Annotated in this window: 12 protein-coding genes; 8 read left to right on the top strand and 4 right to left on the bottom strand. The window is 75.3% G+C overall.

Going from position 1 to position 15219, the window contains the following annotated elements:
* The first annotated feature begins 144 nt into the window (after positions 1-144).
* Complete coding sequence (gene pepN / locus OO68_RS38980; protein ID WP_033314210.1) at positions 145-2724, top strand: aminopeptidase N; 2580 nt, start codon at positions 145-147, stop codon at positions 2722-2724.
* Positions 2725-3378: 654 nt separating this feature from the next.
* Here pepN and OO68_RS38975 read toward each other — a convergent pair.
* Complete coding sequence (locus OO68_RS38975) at positions 3379-4314, bottom strand: EamA family transporter (protein ID WP_033314209.1); 936 nt, start codon at positions 4312-4314, stop codon at positions 3379-3381.
* A 106-nt stretch (positions 4315-4420) separates the two neighbouring features.
* On the opposite strand from OO68_RS38975, the gene OO68_RS38970 reads away from it, so the two are divergent.
* Positions 4421-4933, top strand: a complete 513-nt coding sequence (locus OO68_RS38970; protein ID WP_033314208.1) for a MarR family winged helix-turn-helix transcriptional regulator — start codon at positions 4421-4423, stop codon at positions 4931-4933.
* A gap of 56 nt (positions 4934-4989) precedes the next feature.
* On the opposite strand, the gene OO68_RS38965 is transcribed toward OO68_RS38970, so the two are convergent.
* The 3 genes from OO68_RS38965 to OO68_RS38955 form a co-directional block, all read right to left on the bottom strand.
* Positions 4990-5277: a hypothetical protein gene (locus OO68_RS38965; protein ID WP_033314207.1), complete on the bottom strand. Its 288-nt coding sequence runs from the start codon at positions 5275-5277 to the stop codon at positions 4990-4992.
* 63 nt (positions 5278-5340) lie between these two features.
* Positions 5341-7461: a 4-alpha-glucanotransferase gene (malQ, locus tag OO68_RS38960; protein ID WP_033314206.1), complete on the bottom strand. Its 2121-nt coding sequence runs from the start codon at positions 7459-7461 to the stop codon at positions 5341-5343.
* Positions 7462-7719, bottom strand: coding sequence for a hypothetical protein (locus tag OO68_RS38955; RefSeq protein ID WP_033314205.1), 258 nt, complete (start codon positions 7717-7719; stop codon positions 7462-7464).
* A 225-nt stretch (positions 7720-7944) separates the two neighbouring features.
* Here OO68_RS38955 and OO68_RS38950 point away from each other — a divergent pair, with 225 nt between their 5' ends.
* From OO68_RS38950 to OO68_RS38925, 6 genes are read left to right on the top strand one after another with little or no spacing between them, the layout of a single operon-like run.
* Entirely contained in the window at positions 7945-10797 is a 2853-nt protein-coding gene (locus OO68_RS38950) for a glycoside hydrolase family 84 protein (RefSeq protein WP_033314204.1), read from the top strand.
* A gap of 51 nt (positions 10798-10848) precedes the next feature.
* Positions 10849-11454, top strand: coding sequence for an RNA polymerase sigma factor (locus OO68_RS38945; protein ID WP_033314203.1), 606 nt, complete (start codon positions 10849-10851; stop codon positions 11452-11454).
* Entirely contained in the window at positions 11451-12419 is a 969-nt protein-coding gene (locus tag OO68_RS38940; RefSeq protein WP_033314202.1) for a zf-HC2 domain-containing protein, read from the top strand. The genes OO68_RS38945 and OO68_RS38940 overlap by 4 nt, the downstream gene beginning before the upstream one ends.
* Entirely contained in the window at positions 12416-13246 is an 831-nt protein-coding gene (locus tag OO68_RS38935; RefSeq protein WP_245237393.1) for an ABC transporter ATP-binding protein, read from the top strand. Before OO68_RS38940 ends, OO68_RS38935 begins: the two co-directional genes overlap by 4 nt.
* Positions 13243-14592: a hypothetical protein gene (locus tag OO68_RS38930; RefSeq protein WP_033314201.1), complete on the top strand. Its 1350-nt coding sequence runs from the start codon at positions 13243-13245 to the stop codon at positions 14590-14592. Before OO68_RS38935 ends, OO68_RS38930 begins: the two co-directional genes overlap by 4 nt.
* Positions 14589-15197 carry a hypothetical protein gene (locus OO68_RS38925; RefSeq protein WP_033314200.1) on the top strand — a complete coding sequence of 203 codons (609 nt, stop codon included), beginning with the start codon at positions 14589-14591 and terminating at the stop codon, positions 15195-15197. The genes OO68_RS38930 and OO68_RS38925 overlap by 4 nt, the downstream gene beginning before the upstream one ends.
* The last annotated feature ends 22 nt before the right edge of the window (positions 15198-15219 follow it).

Genomic DNA, 15219 nt, shown 5'->3' with positions numbered 1-15219 from the left:
CGCTCACCGGCGGAATCCGGACGTCGCGCTCGCCCCGGAAGGCCCCTGCCCGAGGGGTATCCCTAGGACTCGCCCGGGTCGTCGCACGACGCCGATCCTCCGTGGAAAGATGGCGCAACCCACCCATAACGAGGAGATGACCGCGTGCCTGGCACAAACCTGACCCGCGAAGAGGCGCAGCAGCGGGCGCAGCTGCTCGCCGTTGAGTCGTACGGGATCGAGCTCGATCTCTCCGGCGCGCAGGAGGGCGGCACCTACCGGTCCGTGACCACGGTGCGCTTCGACGTGACGGCCGAGAACGGCGCGGAGTCGTTCATCGACCTGGTGGCGCCGGCCGTGCACGAGGTGACCCTGAACGGGGACTCCCTCGACCCGGCCGAGGTCTTCGCGGACTCGCGGATCGCCCTGCCCGGTCTGCTCCAGGGCCGCAACATCCTCCGGGTCGTCGCCGACTGCGCGTACACCAACACGGGTGAGGGCCTGCACCGGTTCGTCGACCCGGTCGACGACCAGGCGTACCTCTACACCCAGTTCGAGGTGCCGGACGCCCGCCGGGTGTTCGCGAGCTTCGAGCAGCCGGACCTCAAGGCGACCTTCCAGTTCACGGTGAAGGCGCCCGAGGGCTGGACGGTCATCTCCAACTCGCCGACGCCCGAACCGCAGGACAACGTCTGGGAGTTCGAGCCGACGCCGCGCATCTCGACGTACATCACGGCGCTGATCGTCGGCCCGTACCATTCCGTGCACAGCGTGTACGAGAAGGACGGCCAGTCCGTCCCGCTCGGCATCTACTGCCGTCCCTCGCTCGCCGAGTACCTCGACTCGGACGCGATCTTCGAGGTGACCCGGCAGGGCTTCGAGTGGTTCCAGGAGAAGTTCGACTACGCGTACCCGTTCACGAAGTACGACCAGCTGTTCGTGCCGGAGTTCAACGCGGGCGCGATGGAGAACGCGGGCGCGGTGACCATCCGCGACCAGTACGTGTTCCGCTCGAAGGTGACGGACGCGGCGTACGAGACGCGCGCGGAGACCATCCTGCACGAGCTGGCCCACATGTGGTTCGGCGACCTCGTGACGATGGAGTGGTGGAACGACCTGTGGCTGAACGAGTCGTTCGCCACGTACACCTCGATCGCCTGCCAGGCTGCGCACCCCGCGTCGCGCTGGCCGCACTCCTGGACGACGTTCGCCAACTCCATGAAGACGTGGGCGTACCGGCAGGACCAGCTGCCGTCGACGCACCCGATCATGGCCGAGATCAACGACCTGGACGACGTGCTCGTCAACTTCGACGGCATCACGTACGCGAAGGGGGCTTCTGTCCTGAAGCAGCTCGTCGCGTACGTCGGCGAGGACGAGTTCTTCCGCGGCGTGCAGGCGTACTTCAAGGCGCACGCCTACGGCAACACGCGCCTGTCCGATCTGCTGGGCGCTCTGGAGACGACCTCCGGCCGTGATCTGAAGGCCTGGTCGAAGGCGTGGCTGGAGACGGCGGGCATCAACGTCCTGCGTCCCGAGATCGAGACGGACGGGAACGGCGTCGTCACCTCCTTCTCGATCCGCCAGGAGGCCCCGGCCCTGCCCGCCGGCGCCAAGGGCGAGCCGACGCTGCGGCCGCACCGGATCGCCGTCGGGCTGTACGAGCTGGACGACGACAGCGGCAAGCTGGTCCGCGACGAGCGCATCGAGCTGGACGTGGACGGCGAGCTGACGGCCGTACCGCAGCTGGTGGGAAGGCGCCGCCCGGCCGTGATCCTGCTCAACGACGACGACCTGTCGTACGCGAAGGTCCGCCTGGACGAGCAGTCGCTGGCCTTCGTCACGGAGCACCTGGGCGACTTCGAGTCGTCCCTGCCGCGCGCCCTGTGCTGGGCGTCGGCCTGGGACATGACGCGTGACGCGCAGCTCGCGGCCCGCGACTACCTGTCCCTGGTGCTGTCCGGCATCGGCAAGGAGTCGGACATCGGCGTGGTGCAGTCGCTCCAGCGCCAGGTGAAGCTGGCGATCGACCTGTACGCCGACCCGGCCGCCCGCGAGGCGCTGCTGGCCCGCTGGACCGACGCGACGCTGGCGCACCTGCGGGCGGCGGCGCCGGGCAGCGACCACCAGCTGGCGTGGGCGCGCGCGTTCGCGGCGACGGCCCGCACGCCCGAGCAGCTGGATGTGCTGGACGCGCTGCTGGACGGCTCGCAGACCGTGGACGGCCTGGTCGTCGACACGGAGCTGCGGTGGGCGTTCGTGCAGCGGCTCGCCGCGGTCGGCCGGTTCGACGAGGCGGAGATCGCGGGCGAGTACGAGCGCGACCGCACGGCCGCCGGTGAGCGGCACGCGGCCACGGCCCGGGCGGCCCGTCCCACCGAGGAGGCCAAGGCGGAGGCGTGGGCGTCGGTCGTGGACTCCGACAAGCTGCCGAACGCCGTGCAGGAGGCGGTCATCGGGGGCTTCGTCCAGACCGACCAGCGCGAGGTGCTCGCCCCGTACGCGGACCGGTACTTCGAGGTGGTCAAGGACATCTGGGAGTCGCGCTCCCACGAGATGGCCCAGCAGATCGCCGTCGGCCTCTACCCGACGGTCCAGGTCTCCCAGGAGACCCTGGACAAGACGGACGCCTGGCTGGCCTCGGCCGAGCCGAACGCGGCCCTGCGCCGGCTGGTCTCGGAGTCCCGCGCGGGCGTCGAGCGTGCCCTGCGGGCGCAGCGGGCGGACGCGGCGGCCGGGGAGTAACCGGCCCAGCACCAGCGATCGGGGCGCCCGGCTCATGCCGGGCGCCCTTCGCCTGCCCTCGGCCCACCCGGGTTGCCGCTTCGGTCGTTGTCGCGGCGGAAGCCCCCACGGTCTCCGCCGCGGCTCCCGCGCTGACCGCCGCGGTCGTTCCGGTCGCTCCGGTCCCCCTCCCAAGCGGGCAAGCGGGCCCTGCGGGCGCAGCAGGCGGACGCGGCGGCCGGAGAATAGCCGGCCACGCACCAGCGGCTGGGGCGCCCGGCCGATGCCGGGCGCCCCTGCGTCTGCCCTCGGCCGACCCGAGAGCGGCTCCGGCCGACCCCACCCACCCCGGCCTACGGGCGAGCGGGCGAGCGGGCGAGCGGGCGAGCGGGCGAGCGGGCGAGCGGGCGAGCGGGCGAGCCGACCGGTAGCCGGCCCGCCGATGGGCAGTCGAGCCGACCGGTACCGCCGCAGCGCTCCTCCGGGCCGGGGATTCGCGAGGGCCGGGCGAGACCGGCCCGGGGGCCACTCCGGCCGGAGACCCCCGGCTACCGCCGCAACGCCCGTCGCCCCGCACCCCCACCGCAGCACCCCGGACATTCCCCCCGGCCACGCCGGTCGGCCGCGAGAGCCGGACGACGCCGGCCAGGAGCTGATACGGCGCGACACCCACCCCTACCGCCGCAACACCCCGCCCCGCACCCCCACCGCACCACCGCGGACGTTCCCCCCGGCCAGGCCGGGCTTTCGCGGCGGCCGGGTGACGAACTGCCCCGCCACCGTCGCCCCGAACGCCAGCCCCATGCCGACCAGCTGCACCGGCGTCAGCGCCTGCCCGAGCGCCGCCCAGCCGACGACGGCCGCGGTCAGCGGGGAGAGCGGGCCGAGGAAGGTGACCTGGGTGGCGGTCATGCGGCCGATGCCGCGGAACCACAGCCAGTACGCGAGGGCGGTGTTCGCGACGGCGAGGTAGAGGTAGCCGCCGAGCGCCGGGCCGTCCAGCGCCGGGGGCGCGCCTTCCACCAGGAAGGCGAGCGGCGCGATCAGCAGGCCTCCGGCGGTCAGCTGCCAGCCGGTGAGGGCCAGCGGCCCGACGCCCTCGGGGCGGCCCCAGCGCTGGGTGAGCACGGTGCCGGTCGACATCGACGCCGTGGAGGCGACGGCCGCCAGCAGACCGAGCGTGTCCAGCGACCCGGCCGCCTTCAGGACGACGAGGCTGACGCCGAACGCGGCCACGGCCCCGGTCACCAGCGTGCGCGCCGACGGCCGCTGCCCGAGCAGCAGGACCGAGAGGCCGGCCACGAACAGCGGCCCGGCCGAGCCGACGACCGCCGCGAGGCCGCCGGGCAGCCGGTACGCGGAGAGGAACAGCAGCGGGAAGAAGGCGCCGATGTTCAGCGCGCCGAGCACGGCCGCCTTCCACCACCAGGCGCCGCGCGGCAGCACCCGGGCGAGGGTGAGCAGCAGCAGCCCGGCGGGCAGGGCGCGCACCAGGGCGGTGAACAGGGGGCGGTCGGGCGGGAGGAACTGGGTGGTGACCGCGTAGGTCGTGCCCCAGGAGACGGGCGCGAGGGCGGTGAGGGTGATGAGGGCCGGTCGGGAAATGGCCATGGGAAGCACCCTTCGAAGTAGGTCGGCAGAAAGTAGCTTACCGCTAAGCAACTCTCAGTCAAGCTACTTTCTTGCAGGTCACCGAGAGGCGGCCGATACTCGTGGCATGAGCGAACGCCCGGAGCAGCGCAAGGACCCCGTCGACGCGATCATCGGCCAGTGGGCGACGGTCCGGCCCGACCTCGACACCACCGCCATGGAGGTCTTCGGCCGGATCAACCGGCTCTCGCACGCGATCGGCGAGCGGGTGGGCCAGGCCTACGCGAAATTCGGCATCTCACGCGGGGAGTTCGACGTCCTGGCCACCCTGCGCCGCTCCGGCGAGCCCTTTACGCTCTCGCCCCGGCACCTCTCCGCGACGCTGATGCTCACCACCGGCGGCATGACGGGACGGCTGGACAAGCTGGAGCGGGCGGGGCTGCTGCGCCGCTCCCCCGACCCGCACGACCGGCGCGGGTTGCAGGTCACGCTCACCGATGAGGGCCTCGCGCTGGTCGACGAGGCGGTCGGGGCGGGGCTCGCGGTGCAGACGGAGGCCCTGTCCGCCCTGGGCGCGGAACGGGCCGGGCAGCTGGCCGGTCTGCTGCGGGACCTGCTGGCCGGGGCGGACCGGCGCTAACGCGACGAGGGCGCCGTCGCGGATGTCGCAACGGCGCCCTCGAAGAGGAAAGCGGATCAGGCCTTGACTTCGCTCTTCGCCTCGGCCTTGGTGGCGATGTTGGAGCTGGTCGGGTCCTTCTTCTTGTGCGACTTGTCGCCGATCACCACCAGTGCGTGGATGACCAGGTACAGCGCGATCGGGGCCACGACGAAGAGGCCCAGCGTCTCGATGACGCTCAGGCCCGGGCCGGGGTCGTCACCGTCGTCGCGGGTCAGCGCGCTCGCGGGGGACGACATGAGCAGCATCATCAGCGTCGTACCGGCTGCCAGGGCGCCGGCGCGCAGGGCGTTCTTCTTGTCCACGGTGTCAAAATATCCAACGCCGACCGGGGCCGCGCGCCCGGGGTGCCGTAAGAGGCCCTCGCCTCACGGCCCACCCTCCCCGGCCTCGTGCTCCCCGGCCTCGTGCCCGTCGCCCCTGAGCACCTCCATCAGCGCGCGCAGCCGCGGCGAGGCCGCCAGGTCCTCCAGCGTCACCGGACGCCCCTGCGCGTCCGCGATCGGCAGGCGCCAGTTCGGGTACTGGTCCCAGGTGCCGGGCAGGTTCTGCGGGCGGCGGTCGCCGACGCCGTCCGGGAGCCAGACGCCGACCATGCGGGCCGGGGTGCGCAGCAGGAAGCGGTGGACGGCCTGGATCTGGGCCTCCTCCGACGACGGGTCGCCACCGCCGCCCGTGCCGTGCAGCAGGCCGAGCCGGGAGAGCGCGGACAGCCACTCCCCCACGTCGGCGGCGGCCTCGGCGCGCTCCTCCTCCAGGGGCCTGGTCAGCAGACCCAGGCTGTCGCGCAGTTCGACGTGCTCGCCGGTGAGACGGGCGGCCGTGGAGGGCAGGTCGTGGGTGGTGGCCGTGGCCAGGCAGTCGGCGCGCCAGCCGTCGGGGGGCAGGGGGCGGCCGTCGCCGTCCCAGTCGCGTTCGAACCAGAGCACGGACGTGCCGAGCACCCCGCGCTCGCGCAGGGCCTCGCGCACCCCCGGTTCGACGGTGCCGAGGTCCTCGCCGATCACCAGTGCCCCGGCCCGGGAGGCCTCAAGGACGAGGACGGCGAGCATGGCCTCGGCGTCGTAGCGGACGTAGGTGCCCTCGGTGGGCGGGTGGCCCTGCGGGACCCACCAGAGGCGGAACAGGCCCATGACGTGGTCGATGCGCAGCGCTCCGGCGTAGCGGAACAGGGCGCGCAGCAGCTCGCGGAACGGGGCGTAGCCGGACGCGGCCAGGCGGTCGGGCCGCCAGGGCGGCAGGCCCCAGTCCTGGCCGCGGGCGTTGAAGGCGTCCGGCGGGGCGCCCACGGACATGCCGGCGGCGAAGTACTCCTGCTGTGCCCAGGCGTCGGCGCCGCCGGGGTGGACGCCGACGGCGAGGTCGTGCACGATCCCGACCGGCATCCCGGCCTCGCGCCCGGCGCGCTGCGCGGCGGTCAGCTGGGTGTCGGTGAGCCAGGCGAGCCGGGACCAGAAGTCGACCCGGTCCATGAGGCCGTTGCGGGCCCGGGCCGTCTCGGCCGAGCGCGGGTCGCGCAGGCCGGTCGGCCAGCGGTGCCAGTCGGAGCCGTGCACCTCGGCGAGCGCGCACCAGGTGGCGTGGTCCTCCAGGGCCTGGCCCTGCCCGGCGAGGAAGTCGCAGTAGGCGGCGCGCCGGCCGGGGCCGAGCGGGACCTCGCCGAGCAGCTCCAGTGCCTCCCGCTTGAGCTCCCACACGGCGTCCCGGTCGATCAACGCGCCCTGGTGCAGCACCGCTTCGCGCAGCCGTCCGGATCTCTCCAGCAGGGCGCGCAGGCGTCCGGGATCCTCGACGTACGCGGCTTCCGGGACGTCCTCGATGCGCAGGTGTACGGGGTCGGGGAAGCGGCGCGAGGAGGGGCGGTACGGAGAGGGGTCGGTGGGGGCTCCGGGAACGGCCGCGTGCAGCGGGTTGACCTGGACGAATCCGGCGCCGAGCGACCGTCCGGCCCACCCGGCCAGCTCGGCGAGGTCACCGAGGTCCCCCATGCCCCAGGAGCGGCGGGACAGCAGCGAGTAGAGCTGGACGAGGAGTCCGTAGGAGCGTCCGGCGGGGGCGGGCAGGCGGGGCGGTGCGACGATCAGGTGGGCGGTGGCGGTGCGGCCGTCGGGGGTGGTCGCGGTCAGCCGGTGGACGCCGGGCGGGAGCCCGTCCGCCGAGGCGCGGCTCTCGCCCTGCTCGGTGTCGATCCGCAGCCGGGTTCCTCCGGGAAGCGCGGCCAGGGCGGCCGGGGGGCTGCCGCTCCAGCCGACGACGGTCGGGGGCAGCAGCCGTTCGCCCAGTTCCCCCTCGCGGGCCGCGAGCGCGGCGCGTACGGCGCCGGGCGTGCTCGCGTCCACGCCGAGGGCGGCCAGGGCCAGGGTGACCGCGGTGGCCGAGGCCGCGACCGAGCGGTCCGGGGACGGGCTGTAGGAGGTGGCGACGCCGTGCAGAGCGGCGAGGCGGGACAGGTCCTCGGAGGGCGGGTCGGCCGGCCGGGGTGCGGTCATCTACATCCTCGTGAGGTCCGGGACGAAGGCCGGGGGCTCGCTGGTCAGGGGAGCGGCTTCGGCGAGCGGCGGCTCACTGGTGAGGGGCTCGGCGTCGGGCAGCGGGGGCTCGCTGGTCAGCGGCAGTTCGGTGTGGGTGCTCTCGGAGCTGAAAACGCAGTAGCGGGGGTCGGCATGGTGGGGGTCGTCGAGGTCGGCGGACTGGTCCGCCACGGGTTTGGACGGGGCCGGGAGCGGAAGGAAAGTCATCGCAGCCACGGGGGCCTCCTTGTCGGGTACGGCTTTCAACGGGTCATCGCAGCCCTACCCAGTCGAGGCGAAGGCAGACGCCCCGGGCCGAACATCGTGCCTTTGCTCACATCCCACTCCCCTCCACATACTCCAGATTCCGGCATTTCCCCCACAATGGCCACTCTCGTTGACACCGTCACCGGGCGGGTGGTGGGCTCGTCGTGCCGGTCGGAACGCATCTGGAGGGGGCCTGTGGGACTGCGGCGTGGGAAGCGGGCCGCGGCCCTCGCGGTCGCCGTCGTCGCCGGGAGCCTCGCGGCCCCGCCCGCCGCGATGTCGGCTCCGCCCGGCCCCGCTGCGACCGCCAGGACGGCCCCCGACACAGCCGGACCGGACCTCTCCGTCTGGCCGCGCCCGCAGTCACTGCGCTCGAACGGCGCCCCGGTGACGGTGCCGGACGAGGTCGCCCTGATCACCGGGCCGGATGCGGACCCCCATGTCGTCGCAGCCCTGCGGGAGCTGCTGCGCCAGGCCGGGGCGCGCCGGATCACGGACACGCCCGGGCCGGGCGCCCTGGTCGTGCGCGCCCGTACGGAACCCGTCCGCCCGGGCGACCGGCACGCCCTCCCCGCCGGCGGATACGAACTGTCCGTGGGCGCGGACGGCGTCTCCCTCACCGGCACCGGCGAGGACGGCCTCTTCCACGCCGTGCAGACGCTGCGACAGCTCCTGCGCCCCGACAGTACGATCGCGTCGGCCGTCGTCCGCGACTGGCCCGGCACCGCCGTACGCGGCATCACCGAGGGCTTCTACGGCACCGCCTGGACGCACCGGCAGCGGCTGGCCCAGCTGGACTTCATGGGCCGCACCAAGCAGAACCGCTACCTGTACGCCCCCGGCGACGACCTCTACCGGCAGGCTCGCTGGCGTGAGCCCTACCCGGCGCGGCAGCGGGCCGGGTTCCGGGAGCTGGCCGAGCGGGCGCGCCGCAACCACGTCACGCTCGGCTGGGCGGTGGCCCCGGGCCAGGCGATGTGCTTCGCGTCGGACGACGACGTACGGGCGCTGACGCGCAAGCTGGACGCGATGTGGGCGCTGGGCTTCCGGGCGTTCCAGCTCCAGTTCCAGGACGTCAGCTACAGCGAGTGGCACTGCGGGGCGGACGGCGACCGGTTCGGCTCCGGCCCCGAGGCGGCGGCGCGGGCGCAGGCCCGGGTGGCGAACGCGGTGGCCCGGCACCTGGCGCAGCGGCACCCCGGCGCCGCGCGCCTGTCCCTGATGCCGACCGAGTACTACGAGGACGGCGCGACCGACTACCGGCGGGCGCTGGCGAGCGAGCTGGCCGCGGGCGTCGAGGTGGCGTGGACGGGTGTCGGGGTGGTGCCCCGCACCATCACGGGCCGCGAACTGGCCGACGCGCGCAGGGCCTTCGGGCACCCGCTCGTCACCATGGACAACTACCCGGTCAACGACTACGCCCCCGGCCGCATCTTCCTCGGCCCCTACCAGGGCCGTGAGCCGGCCGTCGCGACCGGTTCGGCCGCCCTGCTCGCCAACGCGATGCAGCAGCCGGAGGCGTCCCGCATCCCGCTGTTCACCGCCGCTGACTACGCCTGGAACCCGCGCGCGTACCGCCCCGGGGAGTCCTGGCGCGCCGCGATCGCCGACCTCGCGGGCGGGGACCGGCGCCGGGAGCAGGCCCTGGCCGCGCTCGCCGGCAACGACGCCTCGTCGGTCCTGGGCGACGAGGAGTCGGCGTATCTGCGGCCGCTGACCGAGGCGTACTGGCGGTCCCGCACGGCCGGCGGCGCGGACACCGGCGGTGACGCGGCGCGGCGGCTGCGCGAGGCCTTCACCGTGCTGCGCGAGCTGCCCCGGCGGCTGGCCGGCACCGCCCTCGGCTCCGAGGTGGGCCCCTGGTCCGAGCAGCTGGCGGACTACGGCGAGGCGGGCACGGCCGCGCTCGGCATGCTGGACGCCCAGCGCTCCGGGGACGCGGCGGCGGCCTGGGCGGCGTACCGCAGGGTCGGTGTGCTGCGGGCCCGGCTGGAGTCGGCGCCGGTCCAGGTCGGCAAGGACGTCCTGGACCCCTTCCTCCAGCGGGCGCAGAAGTCGTACACGGCCTGGTCGGGTATCGACCACGAGCCGCCCCGCAACCCCGGCGACGGCCGCACCCTCCGCCTCCCGCGGCCCCGGGCGCTGAGCGCCGTGACGGCCCTGACCGAGCCGGGCACCGAGGGCGGGGTCGAGGTGCACGTGCCGGGGCGGGGCTGGCGGGAGGCGGGCCGGCTGGACGGGTCCGGGGCGACCGAGGTGCGGCTCGGGGCCCGGGCCGACGCCCTGCGGATCACCGGAGCCGCCCCCTCCCACGTCCGCCACCTCATCCCCTGGTTCACCGACGCGCCCGCCGTCTCCCTCGGCCTGCCCCGGGACCGGGCGGACGTCGAGACCGGCCGGACCGAGCGGCTGACCGCGCGGCTCGGGTCGCTGCGCCCCGCCGACACCCGCGGCCGGCTCACGGCGAAGGCACCCGAGGGCGTCCGGGTCCGGGTGCCGGAGGGCGAGCTGACCGTGCGGCGCGGCACGACGGTGGAGGTCCCGGTCGAGGTGACCGTGGAACGCGGCACCCCGATGCGGTCCCACGACGTCCGGCTCGGGTTCGCGGGGGCGGACCGCACCCTCGCCGTGCGGGCCGTCCCGCCCACCGGCGGCCCCGACCTCGCCCGCTCCGGCACCGCTCGCTCCTCGGGCGACGAGACGCCCGACTTCCCCGCGCGGGCGGCGAACGACGGCGACCCGGAGACCCGCTGGTCGTCCCCGGCCGAGGACGGCGCGTGGTGGCAGGTCGAGCTGGCCCGCCCGGCGCGGCTCGGCCGGGTCGCGCTGCACTGGCAGGACGCCCACCCCTCGGCCTACCGCGTCCAGGTGTCCCCGGACGGCCGCCGCTGGCGCACCGCCGCCACGGTCGGGGACAGCCGGGGCGGCCGCGAGGACATCCGCATGGACGAGAGGGACGTGCGCTTCGTGCGCGTGCAGGGGGACAAGCGGGCCACCCCCTACGGGTATTCGCTGTGGTCGGCGGAGGCGTACGCCGTCGCGCCGTGAACCGGCGCCACCGAGGCCGTCGATAGACGGGGTGTGAGACTGTTCCGCCCCATGGGGGGCCACCGGGAGACGGACGAGGGGGACTCGGACGCGGCGCTGCTACGGGCGGTCGCGGGCGGGGACTCGGCGGCGATGGCCGCGCTGTACGACCGGCACGCGGGATGGCTGTACGCGCGGCTGACCCGGCGCTGCGCCGATCCGGAGGTCGTGCGCGAGGTGCTGCAAGACACATTCGTCACGGTGTGGCGGTCCGCGGACGCGCACCGCGGCGAGGACGCCGGCGGCTGGCTGTGGACGATCGCCGCGCGCCGCCTGGTCGACGCCTGGCGGGTGCAGCAGCGGACCGCGCGGCTGCGGACGGCGCCGATGGAGGAGGCGGGGGACGACTGCCGGCCGACGGCGTCCGCGCCGTCCGCGGAGGACCGGGTGCTGGCGGGGCTGGAGTACGGCGACGTGGGCACCGCCCTCGACAGGATCTCGCCCGAGCTGCGCGAAGTGCTGCGCGCCACGGTGGTCGACGGGCTGACCACCCGCGAAACCGCCCGGCTCCTCGGTATACCCGAGGGCACCGTCAAGTCCCGGGCGATGCGCGCCCGCGCCGAACTGCGCGCGGCCCTCGCCCAGGTGAGCCCGTCGCCGATGGGAGGCCCGGCATGACCGGCTGGCACGCGCCCGAGCACTTCGTCACCCGGTACGCGGACGGCTCCCTGCCGGAGTCGGACGCCTGGTCGCTGGAGAAGCACCTGGAGTGCTGCGGCACCTGCGCGGCCCGTGTGTCGCGGGCGGTGCGCGGGACGGCGGAGGGGGTGGTGCTGGCCGAGGTCCGGGAAGCGGTGCTGGGCGACGCGCGCCACGCGGTGCTCGGCGACACGCGCGAGGCAGTGCTCCCCGACCCGCGCAAGGCAGGGCCGGGTGCCTCGCACGCGGCGAAGGCGGCGCCCCGCGCACCGGCGGCGGCGCGGAAGGCGCACCGGGCCCGTCCGTGGGCGCCGGGCTCGCGCCCCGCCCGCATCTTGTGGGCGGCCGGCCCGGCCGTGCGCGGAGCGTGGCTGCCGGCCGTGCTGCTGGTGGCCGTGGGAGCCGTCGCCCTGGCCCATGCGGGCGGCCTCCCGGACGCGCGGCCCTGGCTGCTGGCCCTCGCCCCGGTCCTGCCGGTCGCCGGTGTCGCCCTGTCCTACGGGCCGCACGCCGACCCGCTGCACGAGATCGCCGCGGCCACCCCGTCGGCCGGGCTGCGGCTGGTGCTGACGCGGACCGCCGCCGTGCTGGCGGTGAGCCTGCCGCTGCTGACCCTCGCCGGGGCGCTGCTGCCGTCCTCGGACGCCCCGGGCGCCGCCGCCTGGCTGCTGCCGGGTCTCGCGCTGACGCTGGCCTCGCTGGCGCTGGCCGGCCACATCGGCGTCCGCACGGCCACGGCCGTGACCGGCGGCGGCTGGCTGTGCGCCGTGCTCGGTCCGGTGCTCGCCGCCCCGGGCGGACGGCTCACCGCACATCTGTCCGAGCGACTGTCGTCCTTCCTGGACGGCGCCCCGGCACAGGGCGGCTGGGCGGCGGCTGCCGTCCTGTGCGCCGCCGTGCTGGCCACGCGCCGCCCTGCCCACCACTTCCTGGAGATGCGTTGACCACGGCCTCCCACCCCTCACGTTCCCTGCCCGCGGAGCCGGTCGGCATCCGGGTCACCGGCCTGCGTGTCCGGCACCGCAGGACCGTCGCCCTGGACTCGGTGGACCTCGACTTCGGCCCGGGCGTGCACGGGCTGCTCGGCCCCAACGGCGCCGGCAAGACCTCGCTGATCCGCGTGCTCGCCACGGTCGCCGAACCGTCCGGCGGCCGGGTGGAGATCCTCGGCCACGACGCCGGCGACCAGCGGCGGCGCGGCGAGGTCCGCCGCCGGATGGGCTACCTGCCGCAGGAGTTCGGCTACTACCCGGGCTTCACTGTGCGGGAGTTCGTCGCGTACGTGGCCTGGCTCAAGGAGATGCCCGCGGCCGTCACCCCGAACGCCGTCGAGCGGGCCGTCGCCCGCGTCGGCCTCGCCGACCGCATCGACGCGAAGGTGCGCACGCTGTCCGGCGGCATGGTCCGCCGCGTCGGCATCGCGCAGGCCATCGTCAACGACCCCCGGGTGCTGCTCTTCGACGAGCCGACCGCGGGCCTGGACCCGGAGCAGCGCGTGGAGTTCCGTGAACTGCTGCGCGAACTGGGCGCCTCCTCGACCGTGATCGTCTCCACCCACCTGGTGGAGGACGTGGCGGCTGCCTGCACGGAGGTCACCCTCGTCGAGGGGGGCCGGGTCGCCTACCGGGGCACCCCGGATTCCCTCGCCGCGCTGGGCGACGCCACGGACTGCGTCGGCGACAACCCCATCGAGCGCGGGTACACGGCGGCGCTGCGCGCCCACCGCGCCCGGCCGCGCCAGGCAGCGGCCCTCGGGGAGGCGGCGCGATGACCCTCGTGTCGGAGCGGCGGACCACGCCGCGGCGCACGGGCCGCCCGCGCCGGGCGCCGCACCCGTTGCGCGCCGAAGCCGTCCACGGTTTCGCGCCCTGGGCCGGAGCGGCCGTCTTCCTGACCCTCGGTGTGCTGCTGGCGGGGTCGGCCGAGCAGTGGCAGGGCGGCTGGACGGAGACCCGGTCACGGCTGCACGAGGGGATGCTGATCGTCCTTCCCCTGGCCTCGGCCGCGGGCTGCTGGCAGGGCGGGCGGGAGCGCCGGCGTCGTACGGAGGAACTGTGGGGGACGGTGTCGCGCGCGCCGCTGGCCCGGTTCGTGGTGGCGGCGCTGCCGGTCGCGTTGTGGACGGCCGCCGGGTACGGGGCCGCCGCGGCGGGCGCGCTGCTGGCCACCTGGCCGTACGCCACCGGTGACCGGCCCTACTTCGATCTGCTGCCGGCGGACCTGGCGTCGGCGGCGGCGGCAGCGGTGGCAGGTCAGGTCGTGGGGCGGGTGGTCGCCTCGCGGCTGGCGACGCCGCTGCTGGCGTTGGCCGGGTATGTCGTCCTGGGCATATCGTCGACGGTCCGCGAGGGGGCCGGTCGCCTGCTGAACCCGGCGTTCCCGGTCCGCACGGACACGGTGCCGGTCGCGTGGCAGCCCGCGGCGGTGACGCTGTGGACCGCGGGTCTCGCGGCGGCCGTGGTGCTGGCCCACACCGCCCGGCGCCGGTACACGGCCCTGCTGCCACTGGCGGCGGCGACGGCGGCGGGCGCGCTGCTGGTGCAGGCCGGGGACGGGGTGTGGCGCACCAACCCCGCCGGGAGCCGTCAGGTGTGCGGCACCTCCACCAGCCCCCAGATCTGCGTCAACGCTCGGTACGAGAAGCTGTTGCCGCAGGTGACGGCCGCCCTGTCGGGGATCACCGGCCGCCTGGAGGGAGTGCGGAACGTGCCGGTGCGGTTCGAGGACCGGCCGGGCCGCCCGGGCCGGGACGAGGCGGAACTGCCGATGCTGGTGCCGCTGGGCTGGTCGGTGGTGCGGGGGCGGCTGACCGATCCGGGGCAGTACGCCTGGGAGGCCGTGCAGGCGCTGCAGGACCGGATGGACTGCGGGGCGGTTGACGCGCGGGTGCACACGGCCGACGACGCGGTGACCCACTATCTGGCGCCCAGCCCCATGGAGAAGACGTTCGACGAGCACGACGCCGCCGGTGACGAGGCCCAACGGGCGGAGTTGCGGCGGCGGCTGGCGGCGCGAGCCCGGCTGACGGCGATGGACGAGGACGAGCGGCGGGCGTGGCTGTCGGCGTACTTCGCAACGGCGGGCGACTGCGACGCGAGGGGGGTGCCGGCGCTGTGAGCAGTTTCGGAGGCTTCCTCTACGCCCGCTCCCGCACCGTTCCCCGCACCCTCGCCGCGCTCGCCGGGACCGTCGGGTTCGCGGTGTGGGCGGCGGAGCGGATGGACACCTACCTCGACACCGACCAGCGGGCGCCGATCGTGGCCCTGTCCCCACTGCTGGCCGCCGCGGTGATCGGAGTGAGCCTGCACACCCCCTCCGACGAGCTGGACCGGACGGCCGTACGTCCCTGGTGGCCGCGGCGGCTGACCCAGCTGCTGGCCCTCACCGCGCTCGCGGCGGCACTGCTGCCGCTCGCCGTGCTCGGGGACGCGACCACCTTCGGCCCTCCGGCCATGATCCGCAACACTCTGGGCTGCGTCGGCGTCACGGCCGCCGCGTCCGTCGTGCTGGGCGCCCGCCTGAGCTGGCTGCCGCCGTTCTGCTATGTCGGCTCGGTGGTGCTGGCCTCGAGCGGGGTGCGCGGCCCCGCGGTCACGGTGTGGGCGTGGCCGATGCAGCCGGGCCCCCAGCCGGGAGCCTGGCTCGCGGCCGGCGCGGCCTTCGTGGCCGGCACCGCCCTCTACGCCGTGCGCGGGGCGCGGCCGGAGGGGCCCCGGACCTGACCGGCCGCACCCCGGGCATGCG

Source organism: Streptomyces iakyrus (assembly GCF_000717055.1).
Lineage (GTDB): Bacteria > Actinomycetota > Actinomycetes > Streptomycetales > Streptomycetaceae > Streptomyces > Streptomyces iakyrus.
Note: the sequence above shows the minus strand (reverse complement) of the source record. Positions and strands in the feature narration are given on the sequence as shown.

Bases quoted from the DNA above. Each gene is read 5' to 3' on its own strand.
- OO68_RS38975 (WP_033314209.1), bottom strand. From the start codon at position 4,314: ATGGCCATTTCCCGACCGGCCCTCATCACCCTCACCGCCCTCGCGCCC.
- OO68_RS38970 (WP_033314208.1), top strand. From the start codon at position 4,421: ATGAGCGAACGCCCGGAGCAGCGCAAGGACCCCGTCGACGCGATCATC.
- malQ (WP_033314206.1), bottom strand. From the start codon at position 7,461: ATGACCGCACCCCGGCCGGCCGACCCGCCCTCCGAGGACCTGTCCCGC.
- OO68_RS38945 (WP_033314203.1), top strand. From the start codon at position 10,849: ATGGGGGGCCACCGGGAGACGGACGAGGGGGACTCGGACGCGGCGCTG.
- OO68_RS38940 (WP_033314202.1), top strand. From the start codon at position 11,451: ATGACCGGCTGGCACGCGCCCGAGCACTTCGTCACCCGGTACGCGGAC.
- OO68_RS38930 (WP_033314201.1), top strand. From the start codon at position 13,243: ATGACCCTCGTGTCGGAGCGGCGGACCACGCCGCGGCGCACGGGCCGC.